Origin of the sequence: Halomonas sp. G11, assembly GCF_001663515.1 — a bacterium.
GTDB lineage: Bacteria > Pseudomonadota > Gammaproteobacteria > Pseudomonadales > Halomonadaceae > Vreelandella.
The window spans coordinates 43,651-62,754 of sequence record NZ_LYXG01000017.1 but is presented as its reverse complement, the minus strand read 5'-3'; the positions used below and the strand labels follow the sequence as shown (position 1 = coordinate 62,754).

General features: G+C 58.2%; 21 protein-coding genes. 12 read left to right on the top strand and 9 right to left on the bottom strand.

The annotated features are described in order from the left end of the window. Nucleotides 1-13: 13 nt before the first annotated feature. Both ADS46_RS09215 and ADS46_RS09210 read right to left on the bottom strand, forming a co-directional pair. On the bottom strand, nt 14-394 hold the full coding sequence (locus ADS46_RS09215; RefSeq protein ID WP_066319193.1) for a type II toxin-antitoxin system VapC family toxin: 381 nt from the start codon (nt 392-394) through the stop codon (nt 14-16). Next, the gene (locus ADS46_RS09210) at nt 394-654 is read right to left on the bottom strand and encodes a type II toxin-antitoxin system Phd/YefM family antitoxin (RefSeq protein WP_066319191.1); all 261 of its coding nucleotides are present in this window, start codon (nt 652-654) and stop codon (nt 394-396) included. The genes ADS46_RS09215 and ADS46_RS09210 overlap by 1 nt, the downstream gene beginning before the upstream one ends. Nucleotides 655-843: 189 nt before the next feature. Here ADS46_RS09210 and ADS46_RS09205 point away from each other — a divergent pair, with 189 nt between their 5' ends. Next, entirely contained in the window at nt 844-1,698 is an 855-nt protein-coding gene (locus ADS46_RS09205) for an AAA family ATPase (RefSeq protein WP_066319188.1), read from the top strand. Nucleotides 1,699-1,701: 3 nt separating this feature from the next. Continuing rightward, nucleotides 1,702-2,883: a vWA domain-containing protein gene (locus ADS46_RS09200; protein WP_066319185.1), complete on the top strand. Its 1,182-nt coding sequence runs from the start codon at nt 1,702-1,704 to the stop codon at nt 2,881-2,883. Between the two features lie 26 nt (nt 2,884-2,909). Here ADS46_RS09200 and ADS46_RS09195 read toward each other — a convergent pair whose 3' ends face one another. Then, entirely contained in the window at nt 2,910-3,473 is a 564-nt protein-coding gene (locus tag ADS46_RS09195) for a hypothetical protein (RefSeq protein ID WP_066319182.1), read from the bottom strand. A 127-nt stretch (nt 3,474-3,600) separates the two neighbouring features. Here ADS46_RS09195 and ADS46_RS09190 point away from each other — a divergent pair, with 127 nt between their 5' ends. Further along, the gene (locus ADS46_RS09190; protein ID WP_066319179.1) at nt 3,601-3,999 is read left to right on the top strand and encodes a RidA family protein; all 399 of its coding nucleotides are present in this window, start codon (nt 3,601-3,603) and stop codon (nt 3,997-3,999) included. Here ADS46_RS09190 and ADS46_RS09185 read toward each other — a convergent pair. Continuing rightward, a complete protein-coding gene (locus ADS46_RS09185) occupies nt 3,959-5,425 on the bottom strand; it encodes a cobyric acid synthase (protein WP_066319177.1) in 1,467 nt (488 codons plus the stop codon). The genes ADS46_RS09190 and ADS46_RS09185 overlap by 41 nt on opposite strands. A 239-nt stretch (nt 5,426-5,664) precedes the next feature. Here ADS46_RS09185 and ADS46_RS09180 point away from each other — a divergent pair, with 239 nt between their 5' ends. From ADS46_RS09180 to ADS46_RS09155, 6 genes are read left to right on the top strand one after another with little or no spacing between them, the layout of a single operon-like run. Then, complete coding sequence (locus tag ADS46_RS09180) at nt 5,665-6,666, top strand: LacI family DNA-binding transcriptional regulator (protein ID WP_066319175.1); 1,002 nt, start codon at nt 5,665-5,667, stop codon at nt 6,664-6,666. A gap of 32 nt (nt 6,667-6,698) precedes the next feature. Further along, nucleotides 6,699-7,715, top strand: coding sequence for an ABC transporter substrate-binding protein (locus ADS46_RS09175; RefSeq protein WP_066319173.1), 1,017 nt, complete (start codon nt 6,699-6,701; stop codon nt 7,713-7,715). 2 nt (nt 7,716-7,717) lie between these two features. After that, the gene (locus ADS46_RS09170; protein ID WP_066319171.1) at nt 7,718-8,614 is read left to right on the top strand and encodes an ABC transporter permease; all 897 of its coding nucleotides are present in this window, start codon (nt 7,718-7,720) and stop codon (nt 8,612-8,614) included. After that, nucleotides 8,611-9,399 carry an ABC transporter permease gene (locus ADS46_RS09165; RefSeq protein WP_066319170.1) on the top strand — a complete coding sequence of 263 codons (789 nt, stop codon included), beginning with the start codon at nt 8,611-8,613 and terminating at the stop codon, nt 9,397-9,399. The genes ADS46_RS09170 and ADS46_RS09165 overlap by 4 nt, the downstream gene beginning before the upstream one ends. A 23-nt stretch (nt 9,400-9,422) precedes the next feature. Continuing rightward, a complete protein-coding gene (locus tag ADS46_RS09160; RefSeq protein WP_066319168.1) occupies nt 9,423-10,505 on the top strand; it encodes an ABC transporter ATP-binding protein in 1,083 nt (360 codons plus the stop codon). Continuing rightward, nucleotides 10,498-11,352: a phosphodiesterase gene (locus ADS46_RS09155; protein ID WP_066319165.1), complete on the top strand. Its 855-nt coding sequence runs from the start codon at nt 10,498-10,500 to the stop codon at nt 11,350-11,352. Before ADS46_RS09160 ends, ADS46_RS09155 begins: the two co-directional genes overlap by 8 nt. Here the strand turns inward: ADS46_RS09155 and ADS46_RS09150 are convergent. Beyond that, a complete protein-coding gene (locus tag ADS46_RS09150; RefSeq protein WP_066319163.1) occupies nt 11,349-12,206 on the bottom strand; it encodes a bifunctional transcriptional activator/DNA repair enzyme AdaA in 858 nt (285 codons plus the stop codon). The two genes, ADS46_RS09155 and ADS46_RS09150, sit on opposite strands and share 4 nt — an antisense overlap. Before the next feature lie 156 nt (nt 12,207-12,362). Between ADS46_RS09150 and ADS46_RS09145 the strand changes: the two genes are divergently transcribed. Next, entirely contained in the window at nt 12,363-13,283 is a 921-nt protein-coding gene (locus tag ADS46_RS09145; protein ID WP_066319161.1) for a glutaminase, read from the top strand. Nucleotides 13,284-13,293: 10 nt separating this feature from the next. Here the strand turns inward: ADS46_RS09145 and ADS46_RS09140 are convergent, their stop codons facing one another. After that, the gene (locus ADS46_RS09140) at nt 13,294-13,998 is read right to left on the bottom strand and encodes an aspartate/glutamate racemase family protein (protein WP_066319158.1); all 705 of its coding nucleotides are present in this window, start codon (nt 13,996-13,998) and stop codon (nt 13,294-13,296) included. 144 nt (nt 13,999-14,142) lie between these two features. On the opposite strand from ADS46_RS09140, the gene ADS46_RS09135 reads away from it, so the two are divergent. After that, nucleotides 14,143-14,751: a LysE family translocator gene (locus ADS46_RS09135; protein WP_420706118.1), complete on the top strand. Its 609-nt coding sequence runs from the start codon at nt 14,143-14,145 to the stop codon at nt 14,749-14,751. On the opposite strand, the gene ADS46_RS09130 is transcribed toward ADS46_RS09135, so the two are convergent. After that, nucleotides 14,737-15,570 carry an AraC family transcriptional regulator gene (locus ADS46_RS09130; RefSeq protein WP_066319152.1) on the bottom strand — a complete coding sequence of 278 codons (834 nt, stop codon included), beginning with the start codon at nt 15,568-15,570 and terminating at the stop codon, nt 14,737-14,739. The two genes, ADS46_RS09135 and ADS46_RS09130, sit on opposite strands and share 15 nt — an antisense overlap. A 180-nt stretch (nt 15,571-15,750) precedes the next feature. Between ADS46_RS09130 and ADS46_RS09125 the strand changes: the two genes are divergently transcribed. Further along, nucleotides 15,751-16,575: a DUF1206 domain-containing protein gene (locus ADS46_RS09125; RefSeq protein ID WP_066319150.1), complete on the top strand. Its 825-nt coding sequence runs from the start codon at nt 15,751-15,753 to the stop codon at nt 16,573-16,575. Between the two features lie 15 nt (nt 16,576-16,590). On the opposite strand, the gene ADS46_RS09120 is transcribed toward ADS46_RS09125, so the two are convergent. After that, a complete protein-coding gene (locus tag ADS46_RS09120) occupies nt 16,591-17,379 on the bottom strand; it encodes a slipin family protein (protein WP_066319148.1) in 789 nt (262 codons plus the stop codon). 49 nt (nt 17,380-17,428) lie between these two features. Beyond that, nucleotides 17,429-18,826 (bottom strand): NfeD family protein, encoded by a 1,398-nt coding sequence (locus ADS46_RS09115; RefSeq protein ID WP_066319146.1) that lies wholly within the window; start codon nt 18,824-18,826, stop codon nt 17,429-17,431. Nucleotides 18,827-19,104 lie beyond the last annotated feature (278 nt).

Below are 19,104 nucleotides of genomic sequence, written 5' to 3'. Positions count from 1 at the left end.
AGAGTATAGCCCTTTAGGCTGGACGAAAGATGTCTAACGCCAAACCATCGATATGCCGGTAATGGCGATCATTGGCGGTTAGCAAGGGCACGCCAAGTTCCATGGCCGTCGCAGCAATGAGCGCATCCGCCATTTGCATGTTATGGCTAAGCGCATAACTTTCGACCAGGAAGGTGGCACGCGACGAGGTACCTTCGTCCAAATGGACTATTTTTGCCTGCCAATAATGCAGCGCTTGACGCAGTTGATTGAGTTCCTGCTTGTCGCGCATGCCCTGCACCAACTCCATATAACTCACTGCGGACAGCGAAAAGCCCGGTAAATCATCCAGGCGTTCCGCCGCCGCCGTATTACCGCGCAGATTCCAGATCAGTACGTCGGTGTCGACCAGCATCACTCACCCACCTCGAACGTACGCGGCGCACGTAGACGCCGAACCTGTGACTCAACATCGTTGCCGTTCGAGGAGTCCTGATCAGCCCATAACCCGAAGGCAGGGTTACGGGCTGGACGCGTTTCCAGACCGCTCTCATCGAGACCCACCAGCCGAGCACAAGGCTTGCCGCGATAAGTGATGTCGACGGTTTCTCCACGCTGTGTCGCCGCTAAGAGCGCCTTGGTCTGTAAACGCAGTTGCTTTACGTTGGCATGCATGGCGTAACCTCTCGTTATACGCTGTCCTTATTCCTATTATGGCAACTATGACAGTTGCCGACTCACTAAGTTACTCAAGCAAGTGTAACTTTACCAATAACGCTAAACCACCCATTGGCCTCGAAGGTGGCCCTCACGTACACTTGTTTGAATCCTTTAACACGCATTCGACAAGCCGAGGCTCCTTCCATGGCGTTTGACTCCACCTCTTCCTATATTGCCACTGATGCGCTCAAGCAGGCGGTGAATGCTGCCGTGGTGCTAGAGCGCCCGCTGTTGATCAAGGGCGAACCGGGCACCGGCAAAACCCTGCTGGCCGAAGAACTGGCCGAGTCGCTCGGTACCCAGCTAATCACCTGGCATATCAAGTCCAGCACCAAAGCGGCCCAGGGGCTTTATGAGTACGATGCCGTCAGCCGCCTGCGCGATTCACAGCTGGGTGTTGAAGGCGTAGAGAACGTCGCCAACTACATCAAGCCCGGCAAGCTGTGGGAAGCGTTCAGCACTGGCGAGCGGGTGGTGTTGCTGATCGACGAGATCGACAAGGCCGATATCGAATTCCCCAACGACCTGCTCCAGGAGCTGGATCGGATGGAGTTTCACGTTTACGAGACCGGCGAAACCATCCGCGCCGAGTATCGCCCGATCATCGTCATCACCTCCAACAACGAAAAAGAGCTGCCGGATGCGTTCCTGCGCCGCTGTTTCTTCCACTACATCGAATTCCCCGACCGCGAGACCATGCAGGCGATCGTCGACGTCCACTTTCCAGATATTGCCCCCAAGCTGGTCAGCGAGGCCCTGGAAGTCTTTTTTGAGCTTCGCCAGGCGCCCGGACTGAAAAAGAAGCCGTCTACTTCTGAGCTGGTGGACTGGCTGAAACTGTTGATGGCGGATGAGCTGGCTCAGGAAGCGCTGTATAACCGCGACCCGTCAAAAGCACTGCCGCCCATGGCCGGTGCCCTGGTCAAAAACGAGCAGGATACTCAGTTGCTTGAACGCCTGGCATTCATGATGCGCCGCCAGAAAGGCAGAGGCCGCTAAGCCATGTTCATCGGCTTGTTTGAAACATTAAAACGCGCAGGCGTGCCGGTCTCGCTGCGCGAGCTACTTGATCTTCACGCCGTGGTGGAGCGCGGCGTGGTGTTCGCCGATATGGAAGCGTTTTATCAGGTGGCCCGTACGGTGATGGTCAAGGATGAGCGCTACTTCGACCGCTTTGACCGTGCCTTCGCCGCCTGGTTTAAAGGCCTCGAGGACATGGACGCCGCCATTGAAGCGCTGATCCCCGACGACTGGCTGCGCCGTGAGTTCGAGAAGCAGCTGACGGAGGAAGAAAAAGCCAAGATCGAATCCCTAGGCGGCCTGGAAGAGCTCATTGAGACGTTCAAGAAACGCCTGGAGGAGCAGAAAGAACGCCACGCAGGCGGCAATAAATGGATCGGTACCGGCGGCACCAGCCCCTTTGGCGCCTACGGCTACAACCCGGAAGGCATTCGCATCGGTCAGGATGGCTCGCGCCACCGGCGCGCCACCAAGGTGTGGGACGAGCGGCGCTTTCGCGACTACGATGACTCGCTGGAGCTGGGCACGCGGAATATCAAAATGGCGCTGCGCCGCCTGCGCAAGTTTGCCCGCCAGGGGGCGCTTGAAGAATTCGACGTGGATAGCACCATTCGCGAAACCGCCAAGGACGCCGGGCTGCTCAACGTACAGATGCGCCCTGAACGCCACAACGCGGTGAAGGTGCTGTTGTTTCTGGATGTCGGCGGCTCAATGGACGACCATATTCGCGTCTGTGAAGAGCTGTTTTCGGCGGCCCGCTCCGAGTTCAAGCACCTGGAGCACTACTACTTTCACAACTGCCTTTACGAAGGCGTTTGGCGTAACAACCGACGCCGCGGCAGCGAGCGCATCCCGACCATGGAGGTGCTGCATACCTACGGCGCGGATTATCAGGTCGTGATTGTCGGCGATGCGGCCATGTCGCCTTATGAAGTGACCCATCCAGGCGGCAGCGTGGAGCACTTCAACGACGAACCCGGCGGCCTGTGGCTAAAGCGCCTGTGCGAAACCTTCCCGCGCCTGGCATGGCTTAATCCCATGCCCCCAAGGGGCTGGGAGTACACCTACTCGACGCAGCTTATCCGCGAGATCATCGACGACCGCATGTACCCCATGACCATGGAAGGACTGGAAACCGCCATGCGGGAACTGGCGAAAAAGTAGCCGCTTGGTCACGGTATGATTGGCCTTTAAAAGGCCTCAGGGAAATGTGCCAGGCCATCGACAAATAACTGTTTAGCCTGTTCAAACGCTGCCGGGTCATGCTTGAAACGGCGTAAAATCAGCGCCTCGTCAATGGCCGCCGTCGCGGTGAGCTCCTCGACGGTATTGGCCGGGTGGCGAGCGCCTAACCCGATACGCTGACCCTCGGTACCGTCCAGCCAGCGCTTAATGCCGCACTGCTGATAAAACGCTTCCTGTTCAGCGTCGCCAGCATCAACACGCAGCGGCGCTTTAAGCGCCAGTTCGCTTATTAGCCACACCTTGGCCTGGGGAGCCTCCAGGTCGCAGGCGTGGGTCAGTGCCATCCCTTCGCCCTCTTCGTCCAATACCAGCAGCGCGAGAGCCTGGGGCTTGCCTTCGCCGTCAACCGCCGCCACCAGGCGCGCGGCTTCTTCGGTCAGGAGCACATTGCGTGTGCCGGTAAATACCACGAGCGGCGTCAGCCCGGCGGATTGGCCATAAACCTCTGCGCACAGCCGTGCCAGGCAGGCATCCTGCTGTGCTTTCTGGTCTATTTGGATTACTTTCATGAGGTCCCCCGCTCGCCAAAAGCGGCAAGCCTAGTGTAAACAAAGCTATTTTAACAGCGCCACGCAACATGAACCTAGCGAGTGTTAACGTGTCGGACTCTTAACCAGTCACCATAAAAGGATGATTATGACGACATTTATGAACGACCCCACCATGCCCACACCGAGTTTCCCGGGAAGTCATATGGTGATGGATGATCGCTATGTGTTTCTTTCCGGGCTGACGGTTTCTGACCTGTCGAACGGCCATGCGGCCAAGGGCGACGTCAAGGAAGAAACCCGGTTAGTGATGCGCGCCATTTTACGCATGCTGGAAATGGAAGGCGGCAGCCTGGAAGACGCGCTACGCGTGGACGTTCACCTGACTGACCTGAACACCATCAACGACATGGACAGCGTCTATGCCGAGTTCTTCGAGCCGGGCCGCTACCCAGCCAGAACCTGTACCGAATCGCCCAATATCTGTGGTGGCTGCCACGTCGAGATCACCGTGATGGCGACGCGCCAGCTCCCAAAAGAGCAATAAGCGCCTCGATATCCAGGTGCGCCTCTAACGTATCGGCCAGACGGTCCAGCTCTCGCTCGCGATGGGCGCGATAGTCCAGCCGCTGGGCCCCTGACAATCCCAGGCGCGCTAACAGCGCCTGGCAAGCCTCTGAGTGATCAAACAGGCCGTGCAGATAAGTGCCCATCACCTGCCCATCGTCGCTGACGGCGCCATCAAGGTGGGTGCCTAGATCAAACAGCGGCTGCCCCAGCGCAGCGCCTTCGCTCACGCCATTATGAATTTCGTAGCCCGTGACACTCGCCCCTTCGGCCACCGTCACGCCACTCACATTGCGTAGCTGTTTGCCCGCCACCATGCGCGTGGTGAGGGATAGCAGTCCCAACCCCATGACACGCTCGGCCTTGCTCTCCAGGCCGTCAGGGTCCTCCACCCACTCGCCGAGCATTTGAAAACCACCACAAATACCCAGCACCTTGCCGCCGTAGCGCAGGTGACGCTGAATTGCCCTGTCCCAACCCTGGCGCTTTAACCATGCCAGATCACTCGCCGTACTTTTACTGCCCGGCAGGATAATCACATCGGCCGCAGGAATCGGCTCGTCTGCGCCGACAAAGGTGAGGTTTACCTGGGGATGCAAACGCAATGGATCAAAATCGGTGTGATTGCTGATGCGGGGCAACGCGGGCACCACGACGTTGAGCGACTCCCCCTGGGTAGGCGCGTGGGTCAGGCCGATGCTGTCTTCGGCATCCAGCAGCAACCCTTGAAGGTAGGGCAAGGTGCCCAATACAGGCTTGCCGGTGTGTGCCGTCAGCCACTCAATGCCTGGGGTTAACAAGCTCATGTCGCCACGAAAGCGGTTGATCACAAACCCTTTCATACGCGCCTGCTCGCTTTCGCTCAGCAGCGCAAGCGTCCCCACCAACTGAGCAAACACCCCGCCTCGCTCAATATCGCCCACCAGTATTACCGGGCAGTCAGCCGCTTCGGCAAAGCCCATATTGGCGATGTCACCCTTGCGCAGGTTGATCTCAGCGGGGCTGCCCGCGCCTTCGGCGATAATCACATCGAAGCGGGTTTCCATCGCCTGCCACGCGGCCATCACGCTCTCTTTGGCGGTGCGCTTGAAGGCGTGGTAATCCATGGCGTCCATATAGCCGTAGACCTTGCCGCGTAAAATCACCTGCGAACCACGATCGCTTTCCGGTTTGAGCAACACCGGGTTCATATCGCTGTGTGGCTTAACGCCAGCGGCCTGGGCCTGCAGCGCGGTGGAGCGGCCAATTTCGCCACCATCCTCGGTAACCGCGCTATTGAGCGCCATGTTCTGGGGCTTGAATGGCGCCACCGATATGCCACGCCTGGCCAACGCACGGCAGAGCGCAGCCACCACGGTGCTTTTGCCCGCATCCGAGGTGGTGCCCTGAATCATCAGTGTGGCCATAAGGAAGTCTCGTCCAGGTAAACAAGAGCGAGACTGTAGCGGCCTCCAGAAATCAGCGCAATGTAAGCAAGCAAAACAGCCTCCTTTTCATTAGCTCTCGAGCTTCATGGTGATTAATCGCCTTGTCATCATAATCACGCTAAAAATACATATTCCCGCCATTTAGCCGTCACATACCCGCTCTAGGCTAATACCCAATAAATGAGATCGATCTCATTGCACTGACAACAGGTATTCCCATGGCAGATTTACTCACTGTGGCCAAACTCGCCGGCGTCTCTCGGGCAACCGCAGCGCGGGCTTTTTCAAGCCCCGAGCTGGTACGCCCAGCGACCCGGGAGCGCGTTTTTAACGCGGCCCAGCAACTGGCGTTCAGGCCCAATAAGGTTGCCCAACAGCTTCGCTCGCAGGCCACGCAGATGATTGGCGTAATGGTACCCAGCCTCGACAACCCGGTATTTGCCGAACAGCTGCAAGCCATGGAAGTGGCTGCCCGTGCGGCGGGGTACTCACTGATCGTTACCACCAGCGAATACTCACCCAGCCGCGAGAGTGAGATTGTCGAGGAGATGCTGCGCCAGCGCGCCGACGGCTTGGTGCTTACCGTGGCGGAAGCGGATAACAGCGCCGTGCTGGACAAGCTGCGCTTGGAAACCACTCCCTGCCTGCTGGTCTACAACCCGCCGGGCAGCAGCGGCTTCCCCTCGGTGGGCGTCGACAACCGTGCCGCCAGCGCCGATGCCACCCGCCACTTGATCGCCCTGGGCCATGAGCGAATTGGCATGGTCGCTGGCCCGCTACTGCAGTCAGACCGCGCCCAACAACGCTTTGAAGGTTACTGCCGTGCGATGGACGAAGCGGGGCTGATACCGCGCCCGCTGGTAGAAATGGCCCACCATACCCAAGCAGATCTGACCCGCCTCACCTCAGCGTTACAAGGCGCTGATGCTCTCACGGGAGTGATCTGCACCAACGACCTGCTCGCCATCAGCCTGATGGGCGAACTTCAGCGCGCCGGATTTAGGGTACCTGATGACCTTTCCGTCATGGGCTTTGATGGGATCGCCCTGGGCAAGCACCTCTACCCGTCGCTATGCACCATTGAGCAGCCTCGCGCCGAGATCGGGCGCTGTGCTGTTCACACCCTGTTAGCCATGATTCGGGGAGAGCGCTGCGCGCCCGCCCCCCTGCCCCACGCACTGCGTAAGGGCGAAAGTGCCGGAACCCCGGCATCCCGCTAGTCCACGTTCGGTACGTTAGAGAGGAGCACAGCATGAACCTTAAGCGTCTTTATCAAGCGGTATTGGCCACGGCAGTCATCAGCACATCGGGGAGCGTTTTGGCGCAATCAAGCGACAACGCGATCTGCTACAACTGCCCGCCAGAGTGGGCAGACTGGGGCACTCAGCTGCGTTTGATTGAGCAGGAGACCGGCATTCGCGTGCCCCAAGACAACAAAAACTCCGGCCAGTCATTAGCCCAACTGGTCGCCGAAGCGGATAGCCCGGTGGCGGATGTCGTCTACTACGGGGTGACCTTCGGTATTCAGGCCATGGAAGAAGATGTGGTAACGCCCTACCAGCCTGCCCACTGGGACGAGATTCCCGACGGCTTGAAAGATCCCGAAGGCAACTGGTTTGCCATTCACTCCGGCACCCTCGGTTTTATGGTCAATGCCGATGCCTTGGATGGCGCCCCGGTGCCCACCTCCTGGGAAGACCTGCTCAAGCCCGAGTATCGCGGCATGGTGGGCTACCTTGACCCGGCCAGCGCCTTTGTCGGCTACGTCGGTGCTGTGGCAGTCAACCAAGCCATGGGCGGCGATCTAAACGATTTCACCCCGGCGATCGACTACTTCAATCAGCTGGCCGAAAACGACCCTATCGTGCCCAAGCAGACCAGCTATGCACGGGTGCTTTCCGGCGAGATCCCGATTCTGCTTGATTACGACTTCAACGCTTACCGCGCACGCCACAGCGATGGCGCCAACGTGGAGTTCGTAATTCCCGAAGAGGGCAGCGTGGTGGTGCCTTACGTCATGAGCCTGGTAAAGGATGGCCCCAACCCCGAGAACGGCAAACAGGTGCTTGATTTCGTGCTCTCGGATCAAGGCCAGGCGGTATGGGCAGATGCCTACCTGCGCCCCGTGCGCGCCAGCGCCATCTCCCCTGAAGCACGCGAAGTCTTTCTGCCCGACAGCGAGTATGCCCGCGCCGAAGCACTCGACTACAACGCCATGGCGGCTGCCCAGCGAAGCTTCTCCGAGCGGTATCTGTCGGAGGTGCGTTAATCATGACAGTGGCAACCAAGCAGCCTTCCGGGGCTGCTTCTTATCTCAGTCGACCGCCTGCGATGGCAGGGCCAGCCCAGCGTAAACGCCTGATCGTGCTGTTCGCCCTGCTGCCTGCGCTGGTGATTTTCTGCGCCTTTTGGTTACTGCCTTTTTCACGTCTGATCATGATGGGTGCCGGAGCAGACCCAAGCAGTGGCATCAGTGCTTATCTGACCATTCTCACCCATCGGCAGTACTTGATCAGTCTGGCGACCACCGTTGGTCTCTCGCTGGTAGTGTCACTGGTAGCGGTGGCCATTGCCGGTGTTGCCGGTTTTTTTCTCGCCCGGCAGCGTTTTTTTGGCAAGTCCATACTCGTGGCTATCCTCACCTTTCCGCTGGCCTTTCCTGGCGTCGTGGTGGGCTTTCTGGTCATTATGCTGGGCGGCCGCCAGGGTGCCCTGGCGCAAACCAGCCTATTGCTGTTTGGCGAGCGCTGGATGTTTGCCTACTCGCTGGCCGGGCTCTTTATTGGCTACCTCTACTTCTCCATTCCTCGTGTGATCACCACGGTAATGGCTGCCTGCGACAACCTGGATCAAAGCCTTGAAGAAGCCGCCCGCTCGTTAGGGGCTAACACCTGGCAGGTCACCAAAGACGTGATTATTCCAGGCATTGCCCCTGCACTGCTATCAACCGGTGCCATCTGCTTTGCGACCAGCATGGGCGCCTTTGGCACGGCGTTTACCCTGGGTACGCGGCTAAGCATCCTGCCACTCAATATCTACGGCGAATTCACCAACTACGCCAACTTCGCCATGGCGGCTGCGCTTTCGGTGGTGCTGGGTGCGATCACCTGGATGGCGTTAAGCCTTGCCCGTCGGTTGGCAGGCGGCAATCTGGGAGCTTCCGTATGAAATCGCGCCTACGCTTTGTTCTGCAACTCAGTTTCACCCTACTGGTGTGCTTATTCATGATCGTGCCCGTGGCCATGTCGGTGATGGCGGGGCTGACCGAGAACTACTTTGTCGGCCTTGAAAGCGGGCTGACTCTGCGCTGGGTCGATGAAGTGTGGCACCTCTACGCCGACACCATCTGGCTATCGATTAAACTGGCGCTCGCCTGCTTATTGATCACTATCCTGATTGGCGTACCCGCCGCCTATGGCCTGCTGCGCAGCCGTCGCCGCTGGGCCAATGCGCTTGAAGAACTCCTACTGCTACCAGTTGCCGTGCCTGGGCTGGCCACCGCGCTTGCCCTACTGCTTGCCTATGGCAGCTACCGTGAATTTCGTGGCAGCTGGCTATTTATTCTTGTTGGCCATGTGCTGTTTACCTTGCCCTTTATGGTGCGCGCGGTGCTCTCCGTGATGCAAACCGCCAAGCTTCCCCAACTGGAAGAAGCCGCCGCCAGCTTAGGCGCCAGTTTTCGGCAACGCTTTTTCGGGGTGGTCATCCCCAACTGTATGAGCGGTATTTTGGCGGGGGCGCTGATGGTGGTCACCCTATCGATCGGTGAATTCAACATTACCTGGATGCTGCATACCCCATTAACCAAAACGCTACCGGTCGGCTTAGCCGACAGCTATGCCTCGATGCGCCTTGAAATCGGCTCAGCCTACACGCTGATATTTCTGGTGATGGTGGTGCCCTTGCTAGTGGCGATTCAGTGGGCAGGCCGACTCACCGAGCAGCGCCGCTAAGTTTTATTATTTGAGAATCCGTTATGAGTTCATCTGTCAGCATTACGCTACACCAATGCAGCCGCACCTTCGCTGGCGGCAACACAGCGCTACAGCCGCTTGATTTACAGGTTAACGCGGGCGAAACCCTGGTACTGCTGGGCCCTTCCGGCTGCGGCAAAACCACCACCTTGCGTATTATCAGCGGCCTGGAAAGCCCCGACAAAGGTGGGCAAGTACTGTTTGGCGAGCGCGATGTCACTGCCCTGCCGATTGAGAAGCGCGATGTAGGAATGGTGTTTCAAAACTATGCGCTGTTTCCCAATATGAGCGTTGCCGACAACATTGCCTACGGGCTAAAAATACAGCGTTTGCCACGGGCAGAGATTGCCCAAAGGCTTGACGAAGTGATGCGCATGGTCGACTTGCAAGGCTTTGGTGATCGGCGTATCGACGCCCTCTCCGGCGGGCAAAAACAGCGCGTCGCCCTCGCCCGTGCGATTGCCGTGCGCCCCAAGGTACTGCTGTTTGACGAGCCATTGGCAGCCCTTGATGCCAAACTGCGCGACCGCCTGCGCATCGAAATTGGCCAGCTGCTGCGTGAATTGGGCACCACGGCAGTCTACGTCACCCACGACCAGAATGAGGCAATGGCTCTGGGTGACCGCATCGCGGTAATGCAAGCCGGACGCATTGCCCAATTAGGCACGCCCCAAGAGATTTACCACCAGCCAGCCAATGCCTTTGTGGCCGATTTTATTGGTGCAGTTAACTGCCTGGACGTGATCAGCACACGTGCCGATGGGGGATTGGCCGTCCATGGCGGTGAACTCCGAGCCTCACATTTGCAGGGAGTATCCACTGTCTACTGCCGACCAGAAGATATTCAGGTAGTGCCCCTTGACCACGCCGATATAAAAGGCACGGTAGTGCAAAGCATTTTCCTGGGTCAGAGCCAGCGCCTGATGGTCGATACCGGCAATGCCTCACCACTCCAGATTGAGGCACCTTCCCGCCAGCAGTGGCCAAACGGTAGCGCGATTGGCCTGGCACTCCCCTCCCATGTGGTTTTTCACCCGGATAAGCCCACTGCCCCGGTTGATGCCAAGGAGGCGACCAATGACTGACATTCAGAAAGACCCTCATACCCAGCCATGCCTTATCGCCCAGATTAGCGATCCGCATATCAAGGCGGGCGGGAAACTCTCTTACCGCCAGGTAGATACCGCCAATGCGCTGCGGCAAGCAATCAGCACGCTAAATCAGCTAGCGCCGCGGCCCGACCTGGTGCTAATTAGCGGCGACCTGGTTGATTTTGGCCACCCTAGCGAGTACGCCACCTTTAAGCAGATTCTGGCTGAGTTAATGCTGCCCGTGTACTTGATCCCTGGCAATCATGATGACCGCGAGCATCTACGCGCCGCCTTTCCCGAGCACCGTTATCTGTTTCAGCACCGCGACTATTTACACTGGGTCGTGGATGACTATCCGGTACGCATTGTAGGGCTCGACTCATCGGTACCGGGCAACCCCCACGGGGAGCTAAGCGATGAGAGCCTGCAGTGGCTGGATACAACGCTGGCGGAGCAGCCCGGTAAACCGACGCTGGTCATGGTGCATCACCACCCGTTCGTGAGTGGCATCGACCATATGGATCGCCAGCCGCTGAAGCGACCGTCGGCGCTCGCCGACGTCATCGCCAAACATGCCCAGGTCGAGCGCCTGCTCTGCGGGCATCTGCACCGGAGCATTCAAGCCCACTTTGCTAACACCCTGGCGATGAGCTGCCCCGGGGTCTCCCACCAGGTGAGTTTGGATCTCTCTCCAGACGGCCCCGCCCACTTCCAGCTTGAGCCTCCCGGTTACCTGCTGCACCAGTGGTCGGCAACTAACGGCATGGTGACGCACCAAGGGTTTATCGAGCACTACCCAGGCCCTTTCCCGTTTTATGATGCCAGTGGGTTAATTGATTAAGACGTGGCCATGGGAGAAAGCGATTCGTTGTTGACCGTTGCCAACTCCCAGGCTTGCACCATCTGCTTTTTCGTGGGGCCCCAGCGGTAGCCGCCTAGCGCGCCACTTTGTTGGATTACCCGGTGACAGGGAATCCATAGCGCGATGGGGTTGGCACCTACCGCATTGCCCACCGCGCGCGAGGACTTGGGCGTGCCCAGTGCCTGGGCAATGTGCGAATAGCTGGCCAGCTGGCCTTCTGGAATGGTCAGCAGCGCCCGCCATACGGCGATTTGGAAGTTGGTGCCGGTCACATGCAGCGACAAAGTGGCAGAGGCATCGCCTGACCTGTTGAAAAGCGCTTCCACCGCAAAACGCGTGGCGTCAGGATCGTGATGAAGCGTGGAAAGTGGCCACTCTTTGCCAAGCCGTGCCAGTAACTCGTCGGCACTGGTGGCATCGACAAACCCCATGCGGCAGATACCCCGAGGCGTGACCGCCACGAACAAGCTGCCCAGCAGCGTGGCATGAACGCCGTAAGCAATCTCGACGCCCTGCCCCTGGCGCTTGTGCTCTCCCGGTGTGACCGCGTCCAGCTGCACAAAGTGATCATAAAGCCGCGAACCACCGCTAAGCCCCAGCGTATGGGCGATATCCAGCAGTGAGCTAGAGGATGCCATCAACTGCTTGCCACGCTCCAGGGTCAGCGCCTGCAAAAAACGCTTGGGGCTGATCCCGACATAACGGCAGAACAAACGCTGAAAGTGAAAGGCACTCAAATGAACGTGAGCGGCCACCGCTTCCAGCTTGGGCTGCGCGGCCGCATGGGCCACCATGTAATCCATGGCTTTCTCGATACGCTCATAGTCGTTCATTGTCGTCTCTCACATCGTCGTATTAACCGTTACCTTCACAGCCTATGCGCTCACAGGCGAGTTGCCGACCCGAATCTTGCTGACTGCAATAGCAGACAGTGCCCGGATTTTTCGCTAGGGTTATTGCCCGCCTCAACTGACGGTCACGATACGCCCATGCAAGCCTTGATCGACGACATTGCCGCCACCATGGCGAGCACAGACGAACGTGGCAAAGTAGCGGACTATATCCCCGAGCTCGGCCACGTTGACCCAAAACAGTTTGCCATTTCCCTGGCCACCGTGGATGGCAAGGTGTACTCGGCGGGCTGCGCGACCACGCCCTTCTCCATCCAGAGTATCTCCAAGGTATTCACGCTGACCATAGCGCTTGGGCAAGTGGGTGATTCGCTGTGGTCGAAAGTGGGCCGCGAGCCCTCGGGCGATCCGTTCAACTCCATCGTTCAGCTGGAGCATGAAAGCGGCAAGCCGCGTAATCCGTTCATCAATGCCGGGGCCATTGCGGTAGTCGATGCGATCATGATGGGCCACGAACCCAAAGAGACCCTGGGCGAGATTCTCAGCTTTGTGCGCTATATCGCCGACGACGACAGCATCTACTTCGACCATGCGGTGGCTGCCTCAGAGATGGCCCACCGTGACCGCAACGCCTCACTGGCGCATTTCATGAAAGCCTTCGGGCATCTACGTCACGATGTCGATAAGGTGCTGGGCACCTACTTTCACCAGTGCGCCATTGCCATGAGCTGTGAACAGCTCGCTCATGCGGGGCTATTTCTGGCGTCCGATGGTATCAACAAGCCCAGCGGCATTCGGGTGGTGGCTTCCCAGCGGGCCCGACGAATCAACTCGTTGATGATGATGTGCGGCCACTACGACGCCTCCGGCGAATTTGCCTTTCGTGTCGGCTTACCGGCTAAAAGCGGCGTGGGCGGCGGCATACTGGCGATCGCGCCGGGCCACGGGGCGATCGCCGTCTGGTCACCGGGGCTCGATGCCTACGGCAATAGCCTGCTAGGCACCCAGGCGCTCGAAATGTTTGTCCAGAAAACTGGCTGGTCGGTGTTTGGCCATTAATGGCAAGCGTTCAGGCGGCCACGCCATCACCCAACGCCCAGGCCACCGCACGCTGGGCGTGGATCTCGGTAGTGTCAAAAAGCGCGACCGGCGTATCGCTCTGGTTAATCAGCAAACCAATCTCGGTGCAGCCTAGAATCACGCCTTGCGCGCCCCGCGCTGAAAGCGTCGCCACCACGTCCAGATAAGCCTCTTTCGAGGCGGGGTTGATCGTCCCCCGGCATAGCTCCTGATAGATCACGCGATGAATGACCTCACGCTGCTCGGGCTCAGGCACGATGACCTCAATCCCCCGCGCCTCCAGTCGCTGCCGATAGAAGGGTTGCTCCATGGTGAACTGGGTACCTAGCAGGCCAACGCGGTCTATCCCCTGCTGGGCCAGAATATCGGCAGTCGCCTCGGCAATATGCAAAAGCGGCAGGCCTGATGCGGCCTCCACCTCGGCAGCTACTTTATGCATGGTATTCGTGCCGATCACCAGAAAATCCGCCCCCGCTGCCGCCAGCGAGCAGGCCGCATTCGCCAGGATGTCCGCCATCGCCTCCCAGTCGCCCTGGCGCTGAAGCGTTTCGATCTCGGCAAAATCCACGCTATAGAGCACTATTTTCGCCGAGTGAAAGCCCCCCAGTTTCTCCGCGACACCTTGATTGAGCATACGGTAATAGGTCTGCGTGGATTCCCAGCTCATGCCTCCGAGCAAGCCGATGGTTTTCATACCCCTTTGCCTCCTTTCGATAAATTCAAAGCGCCCTTGCCAGCTTTAAAGATACTTAACATTAGCTAAAAAGCTATTCGCAGATCAATTTTGTGCAATCTACTTGCCACACGCCACTGCACACTCCTTGCACGACCAAGGAGGATGACAATGAACGCTTCACTACTGCCCCTGCTTCTACCCATGTCCGCATTTGCCCTTGCCGCGTCCATTTCGCCAGGGCCAGTCAATATCGTTTGCTTGAGCAGCGGCACCCACTACCCCATTAGCCAGGGCCTTGTCTTTGTAACGGGCGCCACACTAGGTTTCATCGCCCTGTTTTTGGGGATTGGCGCAGGCCTTTATTCGCTGCTGCAAGTGGTGCCGCTACTGGAAGATATTTTACGCTGGGCGGGCATCCTGTTTTTGCTTTATCTCAGCTATCAACTTTTCCAGCACGATGGACGCCTGCACGAGCAAGGCGCCGAGAAAGCGCCAGGGTTTATGTCGGGCGCGATGATGCAGTGGCTTAATCCCAAGGCATGGCTGGCGTCTGCGGCTGGTATTGGTGCCTACACCAGCGGTGACGCCCCCTACCAGCTTTGGCTGTTCGCGGGGCTCTACCTGCCTATTTGCTGGCTATCGCTTGCCAGTTGGGTATACGCAGGGGCTTTTCTCAAACGCTATGTTCACCGCCCTTCCATTCTGCTAACGGTTAACCGCTTGTTGGCGGCATGTTTGGCCGCCAGTGCTATCTACTTATTGATTGAGTAGCGGGTAGCGGTACTGGTTGGGTGTTGCTGCCACCAGCCGCTTAAAGGTTCGCTGAAAGTGGGGTTGGTCATTAAAGCCAGCGTTCAACGCCGCCTCGACAATAGGTTGCCCTTGCTTTAGTGCCTCTTGCCCCATCTGGATGCGTTGATTAATCAAGTAGGCATGGGGCGTTAGCCCGTAATGCTGTTTGAACGCGCGGATTAGATGACCCGCACTGTAACCGGACTGCTGGCATAAGCTTTCAAGCGAAATGTCGGCGGTACAATTATTACGTAAATAGACGGCAACCTGCTCTAGCGTGCTGGACGCTTCCGGCAATGCCGCAGGAGGCGCGTGGGCAAGCGCCTGCATAAAGCTAGACAGGTAGTCAGTTAGTACTGCTTGCTTATCGTCAATCGCTTGTCGCTCATCCAGCAGGCAGGACGCCATATCGCAATACGCTGCATAAAGCTCAGGTTGGGTAAGCACAGCGGTGGCAATGTCTTGCCAGTCAGGCGCATCCAGCAGCCCCAACTGATAGCGCAAGCTACTCAGCCAGGCGGTATCGACGTAGAGCATCAGGTACGCCCAGGGCTGATTCTCGATGGGGTTACAGGCATGCACCCAATGCGGGTTCATCATCACCAAGTCACCCGCGCTAATCTGATAGGTCGTATCGCGGTAACGAAAGGTACTTCTGCCTGCGGTAACGGCACCCAGCGACCAGTGCACGTGACTGTGAGGCGCATAGCAGACTTGCCGCGCATCACTGATCTTACGCAACTCTACATGGGGCATGCGCTGATCGCGCCAGAAAAGCGGAGAAGACGATGGACTCATGCGCTACTCAAACAATTCAAATAATGGAAAAAGGAAAAGACAGCCCCGCCCCGCTCAACTCGTCAGCACGGCTTGCTTCGCCTAAGCTGGACAATAGCATGGCGCAGACACAGTATAGTCCCCGCTCATTCAAGTTGCTTATGGATAATTGGCAACAGCCTTATTGGTCAGGAGGACACCATGGCAAGCTCTACGGCCGCACCCGACCACCGCGATGCCATCAGCGCATTCGCCCGGATGGGCTATGCATCCCGCGGCGTGGTTTACGTTCTGGTGGGGGGATTGGCGGCGCTCACCGCCATAGATCAGGGCGGCCAGGCGGAAGGCAGCCGTGGCGCGCTGGAAGCCGTGCTGGGGGCGCCGTTCGGCAAGGTGATGCTGGGCATTATCGCCATGGGGCTGCTTGGGTACGCCATGTGGCGCTGCATACAGGCCTTCAAGGACCCCGACCGCCACGGCACCAGCGCCAAAGGGCTGGTGATTCGCGCAGGCTTGTTTGTCAGTGCGGTTACCCATACCTTGCTGGCATTTTTTGCCGCCAGCCTTGTCTTCCGCTTTCTTTCGTCCGGTTCTTCAGGCGGCTCAAGCGGTGGCTCGGAAGGTATGGCCACTTGGCTGATGCAGCAACCCTTTGGCCGCTGGTTGGTGGCTGCCGTCGGCATCGCCATCATCGGTGCGGGTATCGCCCATGCCGTCAAAGGCTACAAGGCCAAGTTTGACAAGCACTTTACCATGCCCACGCGCACCCAAACCTGGGCCTACCCGATATGCCGCTTCGGCCTGGTGGTTCGCGGGCTCGTCTTTGTGATCGTGGGTAGTTTGTTCATGATCGCCGCTTACCAGTTCGACCCCAACGAAGCTGGCGGCACGGCGGAAGCGTTTAACACCTTGCGGCGCCAGGCCTTCGGGCAATGGCTGTTTGGGTTTGTCGCCATTGGCCTGCTGGCGTTTGGATGCTATAGCGTGCTTACCGCCATTTACCGCCACGTTGACCCTTCGTTATAGCCCTATCAGGAGCGTTTAAGCGTCGTCTTTTGGCGAACCCGATGCGGGCGGCATGTGCTTGGCTTTCATGTCCTTGAAGGCTTCCATGATGTCCATGGGCAGCGGGAAGACGATCGTCGACGCGTTCTTGTTGCTCATATCGCTCATGGTCTGCAGGTAGCGCAGCTGCAGCGCAGCAGAGTTTTCCTGCATCACGTTGGCCGCCTCGACCAGTTTCTTCGAGGCCTGCAGTTCGCCTTCAGCATGGATGACCTTGGCACGCCGCTCGCGCTCTGCCTCGGCCTGGCGGGCTATAGCGCGGATCATGCTCTCGTCCAGATCCACGTGCTTGATCTCGACGTTCGCCACCTTGATGCCCCAGGAGTCTGTCTGAGCATCAATGATTTCCTGGATGTCGTCGTTGAGCTTGTCGCGCTCGGAGAGCATTTCATCCAGGTCATGCTTACCCAATACCGAACGCAGCGTGGTTTGCGCCAGCTGGCTGGTCGCCTGGGTGAAGTTCTCCACCTGAATAATCGCCTTTTCAGGGTCGATCACGCGAAAGTAAAGCACGGCGTTGACCTTCACCGTGACGTTGTCCTGGGAGATCACATCCTGCTCGGGCACGTCCATGGTGATAACACGCAGATCGACCACCTGCATCTTTTGAATGGCCGGGATCACGATAACCAGACCAGGCCCTTTTACCTTCTGATAACGGCCCAGAAAGAACACCACGCCACGTTTATATTCCGGCAGAATGCGAATGGAGGCGGCTATCAGCAACACCACCAGGACAACGGGCACTAAGTAAGATAGCAACATGGGACACCTCGTCTAGCGATTGATGTGTAACGCACTGGCGGCCAGGCGCTTACGGGGGTGATACGTAGACCGTCAAGCCCTCAAGGCGCTCCACTTTCACCTCGTCGCCCTGCTTGATCGGCACATTGGTCACCGCGTTCCAGCGCTCGCCGTGCAGTCGCACGTGGCCGCGCGTGTCAAAATCTTCCAGGGCAATAGCACTTGCGCCAATCAGCTGCTCCATCCCTGTGTGGGCCGGGCGTTTGCGCAGCGTTGCGAAGCGTGTCAGCGTCCATAGCATCAGCCCGCCGGATACCAGCGCCACACCGCCAATCAGTGGCAGCGAAATGGCGAGGTACTCGGCATCCATCAGCATGATCGACCCCAGCACAAAGGCAATAATCCCGCCCACTCCCAATACACCAAAGCTGGGCATTAAGGCCTCGCCCACCATCAGCGCCAATCCCACGATGATAAGCGCCAGGCCCGCATAATTGATCGGCAGCATCTGAAAGGCAAAGAGCGCCAACAACAGCGAGATAACCCCGATAGTGCCAGGGAACAGGCTGCCAGGGCTCGAAAGCTCGAAGATCAGCCCGTAAAAGCCGATGATCAGCAGGAAGTAGGCAATATTGGGGTTCGTAATCAGCGAAAGCAGCTCTGTGCGCCAATCTGGATCAAAGCGCTCGATGGCGAGGTCGGCTGTCTCAAGCGTCCGATCACCACCTTCCATGACCACCGTCGTACCGTCTATTTGTGAAAGTAAATCGTTCAGATCCTGCGCAATCACGTCGATGACGTTCTGCTCCAGTGCCTCATTGGCGGTGAGGTTGACCGCCTCGCGCACCGCCGCTTCGGCCCAATCGGCGTTCCGGTCGTGACGCTCGGCCAGGCTGCGGATGAAGCTTACCGCGTCTTCCATGACCTTGCGTTCCATGGCGCTGCTCTCGCCTCCAGATGCGCTTTCACTTTCTCTTTCACTCTCGCCTTCCGATTGGCCTTCGGCGTTGTCATCCGCTTCATCAGCGCTGCCGGGAAAGCCGGAACCGCCCATCTGCACGGGCGTGGCAGACCCCAGATGGGTCGCGGGCGCCATGGCAGCGACGTGGCTGCCATACAGCAGATAAGTGCCCGCACTGGCCGCTCGAGCGCCGCTGGGGGAGACATACATCGCCACGGGAATATCGGTATTCAGCATTTCACGGATCATGTCGCGGGTCGTGTCGACCAGGCCGCCTGGCGTATCCAGCTCAACGACAATCACCTCGCTGTTCTGCTCGCGGGCCTTGCGCAGCCCGCGCTCAAGATAATCCTTGGTGGCGGGGCCAATGGGCCCTTCAATGCTCATCACCAGGGCGCTACGCGAAGAAGTCTGTGCCGTGGCCTGCCAGGCAAACGACAGCGCCAGCATCAACAAACCTGCCAGCGATAACCAAAGCCAAGGGGATTTGTAAGAAAGGCTTCGCATATCAGCTCTCCCCGCGCCTAGCGTCCTGAAACCATTACCTGGCTGCTGGGTCAGCAGCCATTATATAAGCACGCCCACCATCGGAATCATCATATACAAAACTTACGCCCTGTATACTTTCTGAACAAGTAATATTGCCACATTGATATACTTTCAACATAGCACTTATGGTGGGTTGGGTAATGAGGCGAAGCGTAAACTTCCTTAGCGGGAAAAATTGTCGCCATTTCAGGCCAATCTGGCATATTTATCCCTATCGGGAAATACACCTGGGCAAG

Bases quoted from the DNA above. Each gene is read 5' to 3' on its own strand.
- ADS46_RS09215 (WP_066319193.1), bottom strand. From the start codon at position 394: ATGCTGGTCGACACCGACGTACTGATCTGGAATCTGCGCGGTAATACG.
- ADS46_RS09210 (WP_066319191.1), bottom strand. From the start codon at position 654: ATGCATGCCAACGTAAAGCAACTGCGTTTACAGACCAAGGCGCTCTTA.
- ADS46_RS09205 (WP_066319188.1), top strand. From the start codon at position 844: ATGGCGTTTGACTCCACCTCTTCCTATATTGCCACTGATGCGCTCAAG.
- ADS46_RS09200 (WP_066319185.1), top strand. From the start codon at position 1,702: ATGTTCATCGGCTTGTTTGAAACATTAAAACGCGCAGGCGTGCCGGTC.
- ADS46_RS09195 (WP_066319182.1), bottom strand. From the start codon at position 3,473: ATGAAAGTAATCCAAATAGACCAGAAAGCACAGCAGGATGCCTGCCTG.
- ADS46_RS09190 (WP_066319179.1), top strand. From the start codon at position 3,601: ATGACGACATTTATGAACGACCCCACCATGCCCACACCGAGTTTCCCG.
- ADS46_RS09185 (WP_066319177.1), bottom strand. From the start codon at position 5,425: ATGGCCACACTGATGATTCAGGGCACCACCTCGGATGCGGGCAAAAGC.
- ADS46_RS09180 (WP_066319175.1), top strand. From the start codon at position 5,665: ATGGCAGATTTACTCACTGTGGCCAAACTCGCCGGCGTCTCTCGGGCA.
- ADS46_RS09175 (WP_066319173.1), top strand. From the start codon at position 6,699: ATGAACCTTAAGCGTCTTTATCAAGCGGTATTGGCCACGGCAGTCATC.
- ADS46_RS09170 (WP_066319171.1), top strand. From the start codon at position 7,718: ATGACAGTGGCAACCAAGCAGCCTTCCGGGGCTGCTTCTTATCTCAGT.
- ADS46_RS09165 (WP_066319170.1), top strand. From the start codon at position 8,611: ATGAAATCGCGCCTACGCTTTGTTCTGCAACTCAGTTTCACCCTACTG.
- ADS46_RS09160 (WP_066319168.1), top strand. From the start codon at position 9,423: ATGAGTTCATCTGTCAGCATTACGCTACACCAATGCAGCCGCACCTTC.
- ADS46_RS09155 (WP_066319165.1), top strand. From the start codon at position 10,498: ATGACTGACATTCAGAAAGACCCTCATACCCAGCCATGCCTTATCGCC.
- ADS46_RS09150 (WP_066319163.1), bottom strand. From the start codon at position 12,206: ATGAACGACTATGAGCGTATCGAGAAAGCCATGGATTACATGGTGGCC.
- ADS46_RS09145 (WP_066319161.1), top strand. From the start codon at position 12,363: ATGCAAGCCTTGATCGACGACATTGCCGCCACCATGGCGAGCACAGAC.
- ADS46_RS09140 (WP_066319158.1), bottom strand. From the start codon at position 13,998: ATGAAAACCATCGGCTTGCTCGGAGGCATGAGCTGGGAATCCACGCAG.
- ADS46_RS09135 (WP_420706118.1), top strand. From the start codon at position 14,143: ATGACAATGAACGCTTCACTACTGCCCCTGCTTCTACCCATGTCCGCA.
- ADS46_RS09130 (WP_066319152.1), bottom strand. From the start codon at position 15,570: ATGAGTCCATCGTCTTCTCCGCTTTTCTGGCGCGATCAGCGCATGCCC.
- ADS46_RS09125 (WP_066319150.1), top strand. From the start codon at position 15,751: ATGGCAAGCTCTACGGCCGCACCCGACCACCGCGATGCCATCAGCGCA.
- ADS46_RS09120 (WP_066319148.1), bottom strand. From the start codon at position 17,379: ATGTTGCTATCTTACTTAGTGCCCGTTGTCCTGGTGGTGTTGCTGATA.
- ADS46_RS09115 (WP_066319146.1), bottom strand. From the start codon at position 18,826: ATGCGAAGCCTTTCTTACAAATCCCCTTGGCTTTGGTTATCGCTGGCA.